The 15,515-nt window shown below is 47.2% G+C and carries 14 protein-coding genes; 2 read left to right on the plus strand and 12 right to left on the minus strand.

All coding sequences use genetic code 11. The features are described from left to right. Positions 1-31: 31 nt before the first annotated feature. The 4 genes from ACI0FF_RS12020 to ACI0FF_RS12035 are packed head-to-tail and all read right to left on the minus strand — an operon-like array spanning position 32 to position 5,113. Complete coding sequence (locus ACI0FF_RS12020) at positions 32-1,246, minus strand: multidrug effflux MFS transporter (protein WP_419797064.1); 1,215 nt, start codon at positions 1,244-1,246, stop codon at positions 32-34. 53 nt (positions 1,247-1,299) lie between these two features. Further along, on the minus strand, positions 1,300-1,944 hold the full coding sequence (locus ACI0FF_RS12025; RefSeq protein WP_419797065.1) for a COQ9 family protein: 645 nt from the start codon (positions 1,942-1,944) through the stop codon (positions 1,300-1,302). Between the two features lie 4 nt (positions 1,945-1,948). Then, positions 1,949-2,473: a peptide deformylase gene (def, locus tag ACI0FF_RS12030; protein ID WP_419797066.1), complete on the minus strand. Its 525-nt coding sequence runs from the start codon at positions 2,471-2,473 to the stop codon at positions 1,949-1,951. A 15-nt stretch (positions 2,474-2,488) separates the two neighbouring features. Beyond that, entirely contained in the window at positions 2,489-5,113 is a 2,625-nt protein-coding gene (locus ACI0FF_RS12035) for a hybrid sensor histidine kinase/response regulator (protein WP_419797067.1), read from the minus strand. Between the two features lie 132 nt (positions 5,114-5,245). Here ACI0FF_RS12035 and rpsU point away from each other — a divergent pair, with 132 nt between their 5' ends. After that, positions 5,246-5,509: a 30S ribosomal protein S21 gene (gene rpsU / locus ACI0FF_RS12040; protein ID WP_188664864.1), complete on the plus strand. Its 264-nt coding sequence runs from the start codon at positions 5,246-5,248 to the stop codon at positions 5,507-5,509. Between the two features lie 215 nt (positions 5,510-5,724). Here rpsU and ACI0FF_RS12045 read toward each other — a convergent pair whose 3' ends face one another. The 8 genes from ACI0FF_RS12045 to ssb all read right to left on the minus strand — a co-directional run bounded on the left by ACI0FF_RS12045 (position 5,725) and on the right by ssb (position 12,452). Further along, positions 5,725-6,123 (minus strand): bacteriohemerythrin, encoded by a 399-nt coding sequence (locus ACI0FF_RS12045; RefSeq protein WP_419797068.1) that lies wholly within the window; start codon positions 6,121-6,123, stop codon positions 5,725-5,727. Positions 6,124-6,197: 74 nt separating this feature from the next. Continuing rightward, positions 6,198-6,755, minus strand: a complete 558-nt coding sequence (locus ACI0FF_RS12050) for a cysteine hydrolase family protein (protein ID WP_419797069.1) — start codon at positions 6,753-6,755, stop codon at positions 6,198-6,200. Positions 6,756-6,872: 117 nt separating this feature from the next. Continuing rightward, positions 6,873-8,300 carry an NAD(P)(+) transhydrogenase (Re/Si-specific) subunit beta gene (locus ACI0FF_RS12055; protein ID WP_419797070.1) on the minus strand — a complete coding sequence of 476 codons (1,428 nt, stop codon included), beginning with the start codon at positions 8,298-8,300 and terminating at the stop codon, positions 6,873-6,875. Between the two features lie 14 nt (positions 8,301-8,314). Then, entirely contained in the window at positions 8,315-9,898 is a 1,584-nt protein-coding gene (locus ACI0FF_RS12060) for a Re/Si-specific NAD(P)(+) transhydrogenase subunit alpha (protein WP_419797071.1), read from the minus strand. 392 nt (positions 9,899-10,290) lie between these two features. Then, complete coding sequence (locus ACI0FF_RS12065) at positions 10,291-10,683, minus strand: YbaN family protein (protein ID WP_419797072.1); 393 nt, start codon at positions 10,681-10,683, stop codon at positions 10,291-10,293. 108 nt (positions 10,684-10,791) lie between these two features. Further along, a complete protein-coding gene (locus tag ACI0FF_RS12070; protein WP_419797073.1) occupies positions 10,792-11,187 on the minus strand; it encodes a ribbon-helix-helix domain-containing protein in 396 nt (131 codons plus the stop codon). A gap of 31 nt (positions 11,188-11,218) precedes the next feature. Beyond that, positions 11,219-11,779, minus strand: coding sequence for a DJ-1/PfpI family protein (locus tag ACI0FF_RS12075; RefSeq protein WP_419797074.1), 561 nt, complete (start codon positions 11,777-11,779; stop codon positions 11,219-11,221). A 148-nt stretch (positions 11,780-11,927) separates the two neighbouring features. Further along, positions 11,928-12,452, minus strand: a complete 525-nt coding sequence (gene ssb, locus ACI0FF_RS12080; protein ID WP_188664815.1) for a single-stranded DNA-binding protein — start codon at positions 12,450-12,452, stop codon at positions 11,928-11,930. Between the two features lie 232 nt (positions 12,453-12,684). Between ssb and uvrA the strand changes: the two genes are divergently transcribed. Next, positions 12,685-15,510, plus strand: coding sequence for an excinuclease ABC subunit UvrA (gene uvrA / locus ACI0FF_RS12085; protein WP_419797075.1), 2,826 nt, complete (start codon positions 12,685-12,687; stop codon positions 15,508-15,510). Positions 15,511-15,515 lie beyond the last annotated feature (5 nt).

Here is a 15,515-nt window from a genome sequence, read left to right on the forward strand (position 1 = left end):
CCAAGGGGTATTTGATTTGCCCCTTGGGATTTTATGCGATCACTTCTTCTGCAATATCTTTTCGTTCAATCATATACATGATGACATAAGCAGATAAAGCCAAGGCGAAATACCCGCCGATCAAAGGCAACAACGTCTGGTCATAGAATTGACCAACCAACGCGCCCAGTGACATGGACACAAAAGTTGTTCCTGCCCCAATGATGGATGAGGCAACCCCCGCGATATGCCCTACAGGTTCCATTGCCATTGCATTGGCATTGCCGAACAATATTCCCATAAAGAAGAAAATTGATGCCATTGAAGCCATGAACAACACAAAAGGTGGATGCCCGGGCGTTACATAAAGATAGAAGAAAAAGCTACCACTACTGATAATCATGGCGATCAAGGCGAATTTCATCATGGAACGCATGCCATATTTCACGACCATTTTGCCATTAACAATTGATGCCGCCCCAACAAAAAGTGCCAACATCCCAAAATAAAGCGGAAACAGTTCATCAATCTGAAAAATATCCGCATATAACAATTTGGCAGTATTTAAATAAGCAACCAAACAAGAAAAAGCCAAGCCACCGACAATCATATAACCGCAAGAGCGTCGGTTACCCAATGTGAAACGCGCACCTTGTAGGATTGTCATCAAACTAAACGATGTACGTTTTTCTTGAGGGTGGGTTTCAGGCTGGCGCAAAATCAACCAAACAAGGGCGACAAAAGCCAACAGGGCAAACAGGAAAAAGACCGTGTGCCATGTACTAAACACCAAAATTCCGGCGCCCAGAGCCGGTGCAATCGCAGGCATAATAATAAAAATTGAAATAACAAATGACATAATCCGCGCCATTTCACGACCGGAATACTGATCACGAACCAATGCAATAGAGATTGTGCGCGGCCCGGCAACGCCAAAGCCTTGTAAAAAACGTCCCCACAATACAATTTCGTAAGTGGGGGCAAAGGCAGAAACCAATGATCCGGCAATAAACAAGATTAAGCCAATGTAAGTCGCAGGTTTTCGCCCGATACTGTCGGAAAGCGGGCCATAAAACAGCTGCCCAATCGCCATCCCCAGAAACAAAACACCGACCAGCAATTGCAACCGGTTTTCATCAACAATGTCATAACTGGCCCCGACCGCATGGAATGCAGGCAAAATAGCATCAATCGCCAGCGCAACCAGCGACATCAAGAATGCCATTAAAGCGATAAACTCGCCTGTCTGTTGATTATGTGTTTTCATGGACCAGGTTATAGTCCTTTGCGACACAAATGAAAGTGAGGAATCTCACAAAGTCAGCGTTTTATCAATCCATTCGCCATTTGGCGTCCACCCAGCTTGCAAAATACATCTTCCTGTTTGGAAAATATCTTCTTTCTGGTTTTTACGGCATTAACCACATCAATCAAACGGCGACGATAAAAGAGAATGGTTTCTTCCTGATTTTCAGAATCGTCATTCAGCCAATAAACCATCGTTGCACTATAAACAGCGGCTAAAGAAGCACGTTTGGTATAATAGTTAAAATCAACCGCATCATCACCACAACACCACCACATCTCGTCAACTGCTTTCCAGACGACCTGCACACCTTGGGGTGCATTCTGCGGCATGGCGTAATAAGACATGGCTTTACGCACCGCTTCACGATAGGGGGCTTCAATCGCCAGACGAACCCGCATGGCGATTTCCAGTCGGTGACCGATCCCTTTGTCACTTAAATCCTGACCAGCCAACTCCGTGGACATACACCGGTTTATATAATCTGCAAAATGGGCAAGGATATCATTTACACCATCGGGAAACGCGCGCACGGCCATTGATGCGTCAAACCCGGCCTCAATCGCACCGGCTGCAATCGCTGCGTCTGTCCATCCGTCAAACACCACATTGGGAAGTGTCGCCAGCAAAATGTCGTCTTTTACCTTGATGTCCTGCACCGTTTTATTCCTGATTGATTGTTTTTTGCATTTCCTCAACATAGCCGAATGTCGACAGGTCGTCCATACGTTGCGGATAAAGAATTCCATCCAAATGATCATATTCATGTTGCACGACGCGGGCATGAAATCCGCTGGCTTCGCGCTCAATCAAAGTCCCATCCAGATTAAAACCACGATATTTGATCTGCGTAAACCGGCTGACCTTCCCCGTCATGCCCGGCAACGAAAGGCACCCTTCATAGGCCTCATTCATACCGTCCCCAATGGCTTCAATCTCGGGATTAATTAATACAGTCAAGGGAAGACCGTCTTCGATTTGTGCATCACGACCACGCGGCACATGAAAGATCATCACACGTAACGGCACATGTACTTGCGGGGCGGCCAACCCTGCCCCGTTTGCATCCTTCATTGTTTCAATCATATCATCAACAAGACGTACAATTTGCGGGGCTTGAATATCTTTCACCTCGGCAGCTCTGGCGCGTAAGACCGGGTGCCCCATTCTGGCAATTTTTAGGATCACGTATCACACCTGTTTCTATTTAAGAATTTCATCGAGAATGGACATAAAGTGGGGCAAATCAATCGGCTTTGTCAAATAGCGATCAAAACCAGCCTCCTGTCCCTTGCTGATCGTATCCGACAATGCGTCTGCACTTATTGCAAAGACAGGCATGTCTTTCACCTCTTCCAGCGCACGAATTTCACGAACAGCCTGAAAGCCATCCATCCCCGGTAGATTGATATCCATAAGCACCAAGTCAGGTTTCTGGGCCAGCAACATGGTTAAGCCGATTTCCGCCGTATGTGCAGAAACCATACGTAAATTGGGAATACAGTCCACAATCCCCGCCATCAAAGACAGGTTTGAGGGATTATCTTCCACATACAACATTGTATATTGATTTTGAGGCGCACAAACCAAACGCTTATCAAGATGTTGCCCTTTGGCGGAATTTTCATACGGTTTTTCTATCTTAGTGGACTGTGGGAAATCCAGCCAAAATGCACTTCCTTCGCCATATTTGCTTTCAAAGCCGATCCGCCCTCCCATTTCTTCCAATAACTTTTTCGTCAGAACAAGACCGATCCCTGTACCTTCAATCACACCATCTTGCCCCGCCGCCCTTTGGAAAGGCTGGAAAATTTTTTCTTTATCATCCTCACGAATACCAATACCGTTATCGCGTACGATCACCCGTACGAAATTATCTGGCAGAAGCATAGTGTCAATCCAGGCGGTACCGTTGGCCTGATTATATTTGGCCGCATTGGATAAAAGATTCAACAACGCCTGTTTCGCCCGAAACGCATCTACCCAAATCAATGGCAAACCATCGGCAGAGTTATCCTCAATTTTGACATTATATTTTTCAGAAAAAGCAGATGCATAAGGCAAACAGATATCAATTAGATTTTTCAGGTCAACATCTTCTGGAATAATTGTCAGTTTGCCCGCTTCAATTTTTGACAGGTCGAGGATTTCATTCACCAATTCCAGCAAATGTTCTCCACCCAGACGAATATGCTTCAACTGCTCCAGTTGCCGCTCACTCATATTGGCTTGGCCGTTGTTTTCCAATAATTGCGCAAACCCTAAGATCGCATTCAACGGGGTTCGCAACTCATGACTCATATTTGACAAAAAGTCCGATTTTGCGCGGTTTGCACTTTCCGCTTCTTCCACCGCAACACGCAGGGCTTCTTCTGTCTGTACGGTTTGTGTTACATCTGATCCAGCACCGATATACCCCTTAAACACGCCCATTTCATCAAACAGAGGTTTTCCCTTAATCTCGATACAAACCTTGTCAGAACTTCGACCTCGCACCCAATAAGAAATGGAAAAGGGTTTATGATCGTTCAAAGCCCCAAGATGTTCTGACCACACCTGCGAAACGTCAGGTATTTTCATTTGGTTTTCGACAATCTCCAATCGGCTCTTACCTAAAACTTGGTCATGAGTAAGGTCAAACAACTCATAAAAACGTTCTGAAATAAACGTCACTTTATGATTTTCATCCGTTTCCCAAAACCAGTCAGATGCGGCTTCCGCCACATTGCGAAAACGCTGTTCGCTTTTCAGCAAGTCTTGCGTACGCTCCTCAACCAACACCTGTAACTGGTCATGATACTCTTGCTGTTTTTGTTCTGCTTTCTTCTGTTCCGTCACATCAATAACCGTACTGAGAATGGCTTTTTGCCCCTTCCATTCAATCAGGCTATTGATGGATTCAAATGTGATAATGTCACCACTTTTGGTTAAATAATCAGCAACATGGCGCGTATCAATTTGCTCGCCTCTTTCTTTTGCCAAACGATATCCATGCAAACGTTCGCGTTCATAAGGTGCGATCATTTTCTCGACCGAACCAACCGCCAAAAACTCTTGTGCGCTCTCATAGCCACACATTTTAACCAATGCCGGATTTACAAAAACAAATTCCCAATGACGATGGATGCAAATCCCCTGAATGGAACCTTCCATCAGGTTTTGAAAGTCAATTTGGGCTTGCTTTTTTTCTGTAATATCAAGCCCCGTTCCGCGATACCCTGCAAACTCGCCTTTTTGCGTCCAAACAGGTCGTCCACTTAAGGTAATATGGCGGATTTCGCCATCTGGTCGAATCCATCTGGTTTCAAAATCAGAATAGGGTTCATGTCGTTCCAAGCGTTTTAAATGTGCTTGCCACTGGGGTGTCGACAAATCATGCTGCCTGCCATGTATTTCACTTCGTGTATGCCCAATGATTTGAGCAGGCTTCAGACCTAAAACTTCTTCGACTTTACCGCTTAGATAAACAAAACGATTATCAGAGTCACTTTCCCAAAACCAATCCGCTGCTGTATCCAGAAACATTTCATAACGTTCGATACGATAGCGCTGATAAAGATCATTCAGGCAAAATTTTATGGATTTTCCGATGGCATTTAGCGCCGTTTCGGAGATTTTTTCTATACTAGAAACCTCCAAATTAAAATCGGCTCCACCTTCTGTGTGTAATGCGAAACTCTCTGCGGTCTGCGCTTGGGTAGAATCGTAACCGACTTGCAAAACTATCTCATCAGTTGATTTGCTCAGCACAATCCCCACTTTAAACGCTTCTGCAAGCTGCAAAGCATATTCTTTAAATTCCGATATATAACTTGTGGGTAAATCCATCCAGAAACTCTCATTGCCACTCGACACAAATATAACAGAAAAGTTTCAGAAGCCGACAAATATTCTACACATAGACAAAACCCTTTACGAAAGCACTTTCATATGGTAGAGACCCGCTTCCTTTTACATGAGATGAAAAAGGACCGGGATTTTGGCCCGGATGTTATTTTTTATAAGGAGGCCCTGACCATCGTACAGGTAGTAGTTCGCGACAATAATGTCGACCAGGCACTGAAAGCACTGAAAAAGAAAATGCAGCGTGAAGGCGTTTTCCGTGAAATGAAACTTCGCCGTCACTTCGAAAAGCCGTCTGAAAAGAAAGCACGTGAAGATGCAGAAGCTGTACGCCGCGCGCGTAAGCTGGAGCGTAAGCGTCTGGAACGTGAAGGCTTCTAAACACCTTCCCTGTTAAAAGGGATGATTGTTTAACTGACTATTTTCTTCCAACACATGTCATGCCTGATCATGTGTTCGGTTTATATACTACTTGAAAGGTGGTGATGTGGGCGCTTGATTTGTTTTGACCAAGACGAAACGAATCGTGGCTCATTATACCCAAAAAAAGGCGAAGCGCTTGATAGCAGCTTCGCCTTTTTTCTTGCCCCCCGGCCTCAAACTTTTTGGATATATCCTTTATAAGCCTGATCGGCATATAGAATGTGCGCCAACAACCAGCTTTTTAAAAAGTCATGGATATTCTGCCCAATTGCCCCCAAGGCACCATCGCTGGTGCGAAAACTTTCTTTGGCAGACTGTAACCAATCGCGAAATTCATCATGCTGGCGCATATGAGCATCCAAATCAGGATAGGCCCCCGCCTTCATCTTTTCTTCTTCATCTGCAAAATGTTCGCGCACATAAATGTCTAGTTTTTCAAACGTCACCGACATGGCACTGGCATCCATATCCTGATCGTCCAAGCGATCAATCAAAGAAAAGATTTCCTGATGCTGGCGATCAATTTCCGTATCGCCCACACTGTATTCATCACTCCAAACCAAGCGTGTCATTGTTCCCGCCTTGATATTTTAGGTGTACCTTTATACCAATCTTTTAGTGAAACACGCTTGACCCTGCTCAAGTGCTAAATTGCAGTGAAAACATCCTGCATATTGATAACCGTACAATATTCCCCGTCCAAGACTGACAAATACAATTGATGGACATCTTCTGCCGCCCATTCCTTCCCCGTACGGTCAACCACCGGAACGGCCGTGCAGGCATCAGCAACAAGATACGTTTCAAACCCCAGGCAGCCCGCATGACGCACGGTTGCATCCACACTGTTATGGGTAACGACACCACAGACCAACAGCTTCTTACACCCTTCCATTCGCAACATGGACCCAAGTCCGGTTCCGATAAAGGCACAATTGACTTCTTTTTCGATAATGATCTCACCGGGTAAGGGGGCAGTTTCGGGTTTAAAAGCATTGGTCGGGGCGTGCGTATGAAAGGTCGAGGCCGGATTGGCCTCATTATGCTTGATATGAAAGATGGGCCACTGACGCGCCCGCCACAGGGTCAACAGATCGAGAATACGGGTTTCATAGGCTGGATTGTTTTTACCGTCCCAAACCGGTTCATCAATTGCCTTTTGCATATCGATGATCAAAAGTCCGGTTTCGTTATCAAGTTCCATATTACATGCGCCCTATTAATCAAGAAAAGGCCGCTCCCATCAGGGAACGGCCTTTTACTATAGACGTTTAAAATCTCTTTCGCCAAGAGGCGTTGTGATTTCTTTTGCCTTTTGGACTTACTTAATACTTTGCAGCAAAGTATCCAGTGATGCTTTCGCATCGCCATAGAACATCCGGGTGTTTTCTTTATAGAACAGCGGGTTTTCGATACCGGAATAACCTGTACCCTGCCCCCGTTTAGAAACAAACACCTGCTTGGCTTTCCAGCATTCCAGAACCGGCATCCCGGCAATGGGGGAATTCGGATCATCTTGCGCCGCCGGGTTGACGATATCATTGGACCCGATAACAATCGCCACATCGGTTTTTGGGAAATCCTCGTTGATTTCATCCATTTCCAGAACGATATCATAAGGTACTTTAGCTTCCGCCAACAAAACGTTCATGTGCCCAGGCAGACGCCCCGCAACCGGGTGAATGGCAAAACGAACGTCTTTGCCTTGCGCACGCAGTCGCTTGGTCAGTTCAGATACAGACTGCTGCGCTTGCGCAACCGCCAAACCATAGCCCGGAATGATGATGATGCTATCAGCATCTTCCAATGCAGACACCACACCGTCAGCGTCAATGGCGATCATCTCGCCTTCGACTTCCATCGCCGGGCCACCGTCACCGCCGAACCCGCCAAGGATAACCGATACGAAATGACGGTTCATCGCCTTACACATAATGTAGGACAGAATGGCACCACTGGAACCCACCAGCGCACCTGTCACGATCAAAAGATCATTACCCAATGTAAAGCCAATCGCCGCAGCCGCCCAACCGGAATAGGAGTTCAACATAGAAACCACAACCGGCATATCGGCACCGCCAATACCCATGATCAAATGCCAACCAATGAAACCAGCGATTAAGGTCACCAGAACCATTGTCCAGATCCCCGCATCATTGCTGAACATAACACCAAGGATCAAACAGGCCAGTGCAGCCGTCGCATTCCAGACATGCCCACCGGGTAACTTGATCGGTTTTCCGTCGATCTTACCCGCCAGTTTACCAAAGGCCACAACGGAACCCGTAAAGGTCACAGCCCCGATAAAGATACCGAGAAAGACCTCAACCTTTAAAATAGAAATTTCAACAGCCGTTTTATGTGCCAATTTCAAAGCAAAGCCCGTCAACACTTCACGGGCGGCTTCGTCCATACCCAAAACCGCTTGCAATTCCAATTCCGCGTTCAAGCCGATAAAGACAGCAGCTAAACCCACAAAGGAATGAAGGGCAGCAACCAGTTGCGGCATCTCCGTCATTTGTACCTTACCAGCCACATACCAGCCGATCACAGAACCGATGACAATCGCCGGGATCAACCAACCCAGGCTACCTGCTGTAAAGACGGTCATTAAAACCGCAACGGCCATACCAACAATACCGTACCAAACGGCACGTTTTGCTTTTTCCTGATTTGAAAGTCCGCCCAAAGAAAGGATAAACAAGACGGAAGCTGCAATATAAGCAGCGGTCAAAATACCATAAGTCATTGTTTTATTTCCCCTTAAGACTTCTCAAACATTGCCAGCATACGGCGGGTGACAAGGAAGCCCCCAACGATATTGATCGAAGCAATCAAGACAGAAATCACCGCCATGATCACAACCAACGAGCTGCTGGAGCCCATCTGCAAGATCGCTCCCAAAATCACAATACCGGAAATGGCATTGGTAACCGCCATCAGTGGTGTATGCAGGGCATGCGAAACATTCCAGATCACCTGGAAGCCAACAAAACAAGACAGTACAAAAACGATAAAATGATTCATGAAGCTGGCTGGTGCATATGCCCCGACAAGCAGCATCAACAAACCGCCAACGCCCAGCATAATCACTTGCTTCTTCGTTGCTTCTTTAAAATCAGCAATTTCTTTGGCGCGTTTTTCTTCCGGCGTCAGTTCTTTGACTTCCGGTTTCTTCTGCGCCGCAATCGCTTTGACTTTCGGCGGTGGTGGCGGGAAAGTAATATCCCCCTCAAACGTCACAGTCGCCCCACGGATGACATCGTCTTCCATGTTATGATTGACCTGGCCATTTTTTTCAGGTGTCAGGTCCGTCATCATGTGACGAATGTTTGTGGAATAAAGGGTTGATGACTGGGCGGCCATGCGTGACGGGAAATCCGTATAACCGATAATCGTGACACCGTTTTCGGTGACCACTTTCTCGTCCATGACAGTCCCTTCGACGTTACCGCCGCGTTCAGCCGCCAAGTCAACAATAACAGATCCTGTTTTCATCGCAGCGACCATATCGGCAAGCCACAGTTTCGGTGCCTCACGATTAGGGATCAGGGCTGTAGTAATGACAATATCGACTTCCGGAGCCAGCTCACGGAATTTGGCAAGCTGAGCCTCGCGGAATTCCGGGGAAGAAACCGATGCATAGCCACCTGTGGCGGCACCATCTTGTTGTTCTTCTTCAAAATCCAGATAGACAAACTCGGCCCCCATCGATTCAACCTGCTCGGCCACTTCCGGGCGCACATCAAAAGCATAGGTGATCGCACCAAGCGATACAGAGGCACCAATTGCCGCAAGACCGGCAACACCGGCGCCCACAACCATAACCTTGGCGGGTGGCACTTTACCGGCCGCTGTAATCTGTCCTGTAAAGAAGCGACCGAAATTATTCCCGGCTTCGATAACAGCACGATACCCAGCGATATTCGCCATCGAGGACAAAGCGTCCATTTTTTGTGCCCGTGAAATACGCGGCACCATTTCCATCGCAATAACGTTCGCTCCGGCTTCTTTCGCCGCTGTCATACCTTCTTCATTTCCGGCAGGATTGAAGAAGGAAATCAAGGTTTTTCCCTTAACAAGGTACTTTAACTCGCGCGTTTCCGGTTGGCGGACCTTGGCGATAATATCCGCCTTTTCCCACAAACCTTTGGCTGTTTTAATGACTTCAACACCCGCTTTTTCATAAGCTTCGTCGGAAAAACCGGCCATAACGCCTGCACCCGATTGAATGGCGCATTGATATCCCAGTTTTTGAAGCTGAAGAGCGGAGTCAGGAGTCATCGCGACCCGCGCTTCCCCCTTAAAGATCTCTTTCGGTGTCCCGATTATCTGTCCGTTTTCCATGTATCCTCACAGTTCTTGGTCCTTCCCTGACGGAAGATTTCTCAACACATTTTATTGCGTTATGTTACTCGCACGCGCAGCAAAAAGTATTTTTGAGGGTTTCCCCTGAACAATTAGAGCGCAAACCTTCCCCAGTCCCCCATTTGGGAAACCAAGAATAAGATACGCTAAATTCATTTCTTCGTCCTGCTTTTATGCCTTGGTCATACCAATACCTGCAAGCCCTTCATTTAAACAAATGCAATTTTAGTTGCGCATTGCAACATTGCATCATTCTAATTTAAGGGCCTTTTAATGGTATATATCAAGAGATAATGCGCCCTTACAAGGCGCAGAAAACTGGGATTTACCATGTTGCTTCGCAGCATGTTGGTATGACAACTTGCCAAAAGTTACTGTGACTTAATTGCAACAGAGCTTGGAGTCGGCCTCGTCAGGATAAAGGTTGCAGTTGCAACCATAATAACTGCAAGTGAAACAACTACATAGATGTTCTCACTTATAAGTAGGGAGAATCCAACGGATAAAGCCATGAAACTAACTGAAACGATTTTAGCTTGCCGGGTAATCGCCCCCTGATCGAACCAATTGCGCAGATGATGGCCAAATCGGGGATGAGTGAACAGCCAGCGCCGTAGCTTAGGTGAACTTTTACTAAAGGCCCACACAGCGACAAGTAAAAACGGGGTTGTCGGCAGAAGAGGAAGGATTGCACCCACAAACCCCAGCCCGGTAAAAACCCAGCCTATTGCTAGAAATATATGACGTTGACTGTTCGTGCTCATGTTTTTTATTTGGGTGTCTCAACCCGGCTTTCAACCCAAAAAAAGATTTTTAAGTATTCTTACAGAGTAGTTTACCTAAAAAACGGGCGAAATTATGACATGAACAACCTAATTGACTTTCAAGGATGTCTGCATCGTGATCTGCGATAAGATTTCCACACGGCGTTGACCTTCGCGCCCCAAAATTGCCGGCGCATCCACATTCCCCAACCCTTCATCCAAAGACGCCGACAGATCGCCCGCAGAAAGCAACGCATAATAGCGTCCACAACACACCCGCAAAAACGATGTAAAGTTTCCAAGATCATGTTCTGCGTCAATCGATTCATGATAAAGTTTGGTAATCAACTGATTAACCGTCATCGAATCGCGATAGGCAATTTCGCTTAAGGTTTGCCAAAAGAAATTTTCCATGCGGATACTTGTCGCCACACCATCAATGCGCAATGACTTCGACTGACTGACCCAAAGATCACTCTTTGCCCCAATAAATAATTCACACATGGAAAACTCCCGTCCGGTTTAATTCTTGAACTTAGAATAACGCCATAAACTGCTTTAGCCAATCTGGATGGGCAGGCCATGCCGGTGCGCTGACCAAATTCCCATCAGTGACAGCTTGCGTAACTTCAATATCGGCATAAATGCCGCCAGCTTGTGTAATCTCAGGTGAACAAGCCGGGTAAGCCGAACATGTGCGACCAGATAAAACGCCTGCTGCACTCAGCAACTGTGCCCCATGACAAATCGCGGCCACGGGTTTATTACTTTCAAAAAAGTGTTGCACCATTCCCAGAACAAGGGGATTCAAGCGCAGATATTCCGGCGCGCGTCCACCGGGAATAACCAGTCCATCATACGAGGCAACATCCACATCATCAAATGTCGCATTCAATGTAAAATTATGACCACGCTTTTCCGTATAGGTTTGATCCCCTTCAAAATCATGGATCGCCGTTGCGACATAATCACCGGCCTTCTTATCCGGGCACACCGCATCCACCTGAAAACCACAAGCCATAAGCGCCTGAAACGGCACCATTGTTTCGTAATCTTCCGTAAAATCACCCGTAATCATCAATATTTTTTTACCCATTGTAAAACCTCCATTTTTATCATTCAGGTTTGGTAAGAGTATCAAAAAGACTATGATTGCAGGTATTACGGGAATACTACATTTCATAAAAAAAAGCGTGTGCTCCAAGGAGACACACGCTTTTTTGTAACCACTTTAAATCTAATGATCAGAACGGAATTTCATCATCCAGATCACCACCCGGAACACTACCACCAGAATTCCATTCCGGTCCGGTGCTACCGCCTTTCGGGTCAGCGGAACCGCCAAACCCACCGCCAGCAGTGCTGCCTTGACCGTAATCATCACCACCGCCGTAACCGCCACCGGCACCTTCGCCGCCACGACTACCCAACATGGTTAATTCACCACGGAAACGTTGCAGGACAACTTCGGTTGTGTATTTTTCAACACCGCTTTGGTCCGTCCATTTACGAGTCTGCAAAGCACCTTCCACATAAACCGTGGAGCCTTTGCGTAAGAAACGTTCAGCCACATCCGCCAAACGTTCGTTAAAAATCACAACGCGGTGCCATTCCGTACGTTCACGGCGCTCACCCGATTGACGATCTTTCCAGCTTTCAGAAGTTGCCAAAGACATATTGACGATTTTCGATCCATCATTGGCAAAACGTACTTCAGGGTCGCGCCCCAGATTACCAACCAAAATCACCTTGTTTACTGAACCCGCCATTGGAACTCCTTGCCTTCTATACGGTTATTTAATGTTGGGCTGACAATACAGAAATCATCTCGCGGATGCGACTCAAATCTTGTTTCATTCTTACCACATTCTACAAAACTAAGCTTCTCCAAACCTCTTCCATTACAGTTTTTACCCATTAACACTTTACTTAGGACGCAGTTCGAACTATTTCTAAACCTTCCAAATGTTCTCCTTTTGATCTTTTTTAGGCATGATGATTATGAGCGTTGATGAAATTCAGGTCCGTGGGGCACGCGAACACAACTTGCAAAATGTGGATGTGAATATCCCCAAAAACTCCCTGACGGTCATCACCGGCCTCTCTGGATCAGGGAAATCTTCGCTTGCCTTCGACACCATCTATGCCGAGGGACAGCGCCGTTATGTTGAATCTTTATCGGCTTACGCCCGACAGTTTCTGGAATTGATGCAAAAACCGGATGTCGATCATATCGAGGGATTGTCGCCTGCGATTTCCATTGAACAAAAGACAACCTCAAAAAACCCGCGTTCCACAGTTGGAACCGTGACTGAGATTTACGACTACATGCGTCTTTTATGGGCGCGTGTCGGTATCCCCCATTCCCCGGCAACGGGCCTGCCCATTGAAAGTCAGACCGTTTCACAAATGGTTGATCGTATTATGGCACTGGAAGACGGCACCCGTCTTTACTTGCTTGCCCCCATCGTGCGAGGGCGCAAAGGGGAATATAAAAAGGAATTTCTTGAGCTTCAGAAAAAAGGCTTTCAACGCGTTAAGGTCGATGGCGAACTTTATGATGTCGATGGCGTCCCGGAACTGAACAAAAAAATTAAACATGATATCGAAGTCGTGGTTGATCGTCTGGTCTTGCGCGAAGGTGTGGAAAGTCGCCTTGCCGACAGCATCGAGACCGCCCTTGAGCTGGCCGATGGCTTGCTGTTTGCAGAAGATGCAAACACCGGGGAACGTCACACCTTTTCAGCCAAATTTGCCTGCCCGGTGTCCGGTTTCACCATTGATGAAGTCGAACCCCGTCTGTTTTCATTTAACAATCCGTTCGGAGCCTGCCCGGCCTGTGACGGACTGGGAACGGAAATGTATTTCGACCCGCAGCTTGTGGTCCCTAATGAGGCCGAACCACTAAGCAAAGCCATTGCCCCTTGGGCCAATTCCAGCAGTGTTTATTACGGACAAACCCTGCAAGCCATCGCCACACATTATAAGGTCGATCTGGAAACCCCCTTTAAAAAAATGCCTGAAGAAGTCCGCAAAGTCGTGCTGTATGGATCGGGTAAAGATGAAATCACCATTTCCTATAATGATGGAAAACGATCCTATCAGGTAACCAAACCCTTTGAAGGCGTGATCCCCAATATGGAACGCCGCTGGCGCGAAACCGACAGCTCGTGGGTGCGTGACGAGCTTTCCAAATATCAAACGGTAACCCAATGTTCCGCCTGTGATGGGCATCGCCTGCGTCCCGAAGCCTTGGCCGTTAAAATTGAGGGGCTTCACGTCAGCGAAGTGACCGCCTTTTCCATTGATGAAGCTGCAAAATGGTATGGATCACTGGAAGAAAAACTCGGAACCAAACAACAGGAAATCGCCCGGCGTATCTTGCGTGAAATTAATGACCGCCTCGGCTTCCTCATGAATGTCGGGTTGGAATATCTAACACTTTCACGTTCTTCCGGCACGCTGAGCGGTGGGGAAAGCCAACGTATTCGCCTGGCTTCCCAAATCGGATCGGGTTTGACCGGGGTGCTTTATGTTTTGGATGAACCGTCCATCGGGCTCCATCAACGCGATAATGACCGCTTGCTTGAAACACTTGTTCGTCTGCGCGATCTGGACAACACGGTCATCGTCGTTGAACATGATGAAGATGCCATTCGCAGTGCCGATTATCTGATCGACATGGGACCACGCGCCGGCGTTCATGGCGGAACCGTGGTCGCCGAAGGCACCCCGGATGAAGTCATGGCCAATCCCAAAAGTTTGACCGGGCAATATTTAACCGGCATGGAACAAATCCCCCTGCCCGCCAAACGCCGCAAAGGACGCAAAGGGCAATCCATCAAAATTAAAGGTGCCAGCATAAACAATCTGCAAAATGTCGATGCGCAAATCCCCCTTGGCACCTTTACCTGTGTCACAGGTGTTTCTGGTGGCGGTAAGTCCTCTTTAATCATAGAAACCCTTTATAAAGCCCTTGCGAAAAAACTGCATGGTGCACGCCTGCACCCGGGTGATCACAAAAAACTGGAAGGTGTCGAATTTATCGACAAGATCGTCGATATCGACCAATCGCCAATCGGTCGCACACCACGATCCAACCCGGCTACCTACACCGGGGCATTTGGCCCGATCCGTGAATGGTTTGCCAATTTGCCGGAATCTAAAACGCGCGGTTACAAACCGGGGCGTTTTTCGTTCAACGTCAAAGGTGGGCGCTGTGAAGCCTGTCAAGGCGACGGGGTCATCAAGATCGAGATGCACTTCCTGCCTGACGTATATGTCCAATGCGATGTCTGCAAGGGAAAACGCTATAACCGCGAAACACTGGATGTTAAGTTTCGTGGAAAATCCATTGCTGACATATTGGATATGACGGTTGAGGAATCTGTCGATTTCTTCAAGGCAGTGCCCAGTATCCGCGATAAAATGGTCACCTTGGACCGGGTTGGATTGGGGTATATTCATCTTGGACAACAAGCAACCACCCTGTCCGGCGGGGAAGCCCAGCGCGTAAAATTGGCAAAAGAATTGTCACGCCGCGCCACCGGTAAAACCATCTATATTCTGGATGAACCGACAACCGGTTTGCATTTCGATGATATACGGAAACTGCTGGAAGTGCTGCATGCCCTTGTCGATCAGGGTAATACGGTTGTGGTCATTGAACATAACCTTGAAGTCATCAAAACAGCGGATCATATCATCGATATCGGCCCTGAAGGCGGATCCAAAGGCGGACGTATCGTGGCAACGGGCACCCCCGAACAGGTCAGTCAGGTCGAGGAAAGCTACACTGCAAAATATTTAAAGGACTATTTGAAGTAAGAGAG

This window comes from Terasakiella sp. 4MB5A, from assembly GCF_050058155.1.
Taxonomy (GTDB): domain Bacteria; phylum Pseudomonadota; class Alphaproteobacteria; order Rhodospirillales; family Terasakiellaceae; genus Terasakiella; species Terasakiella halodenitrificans.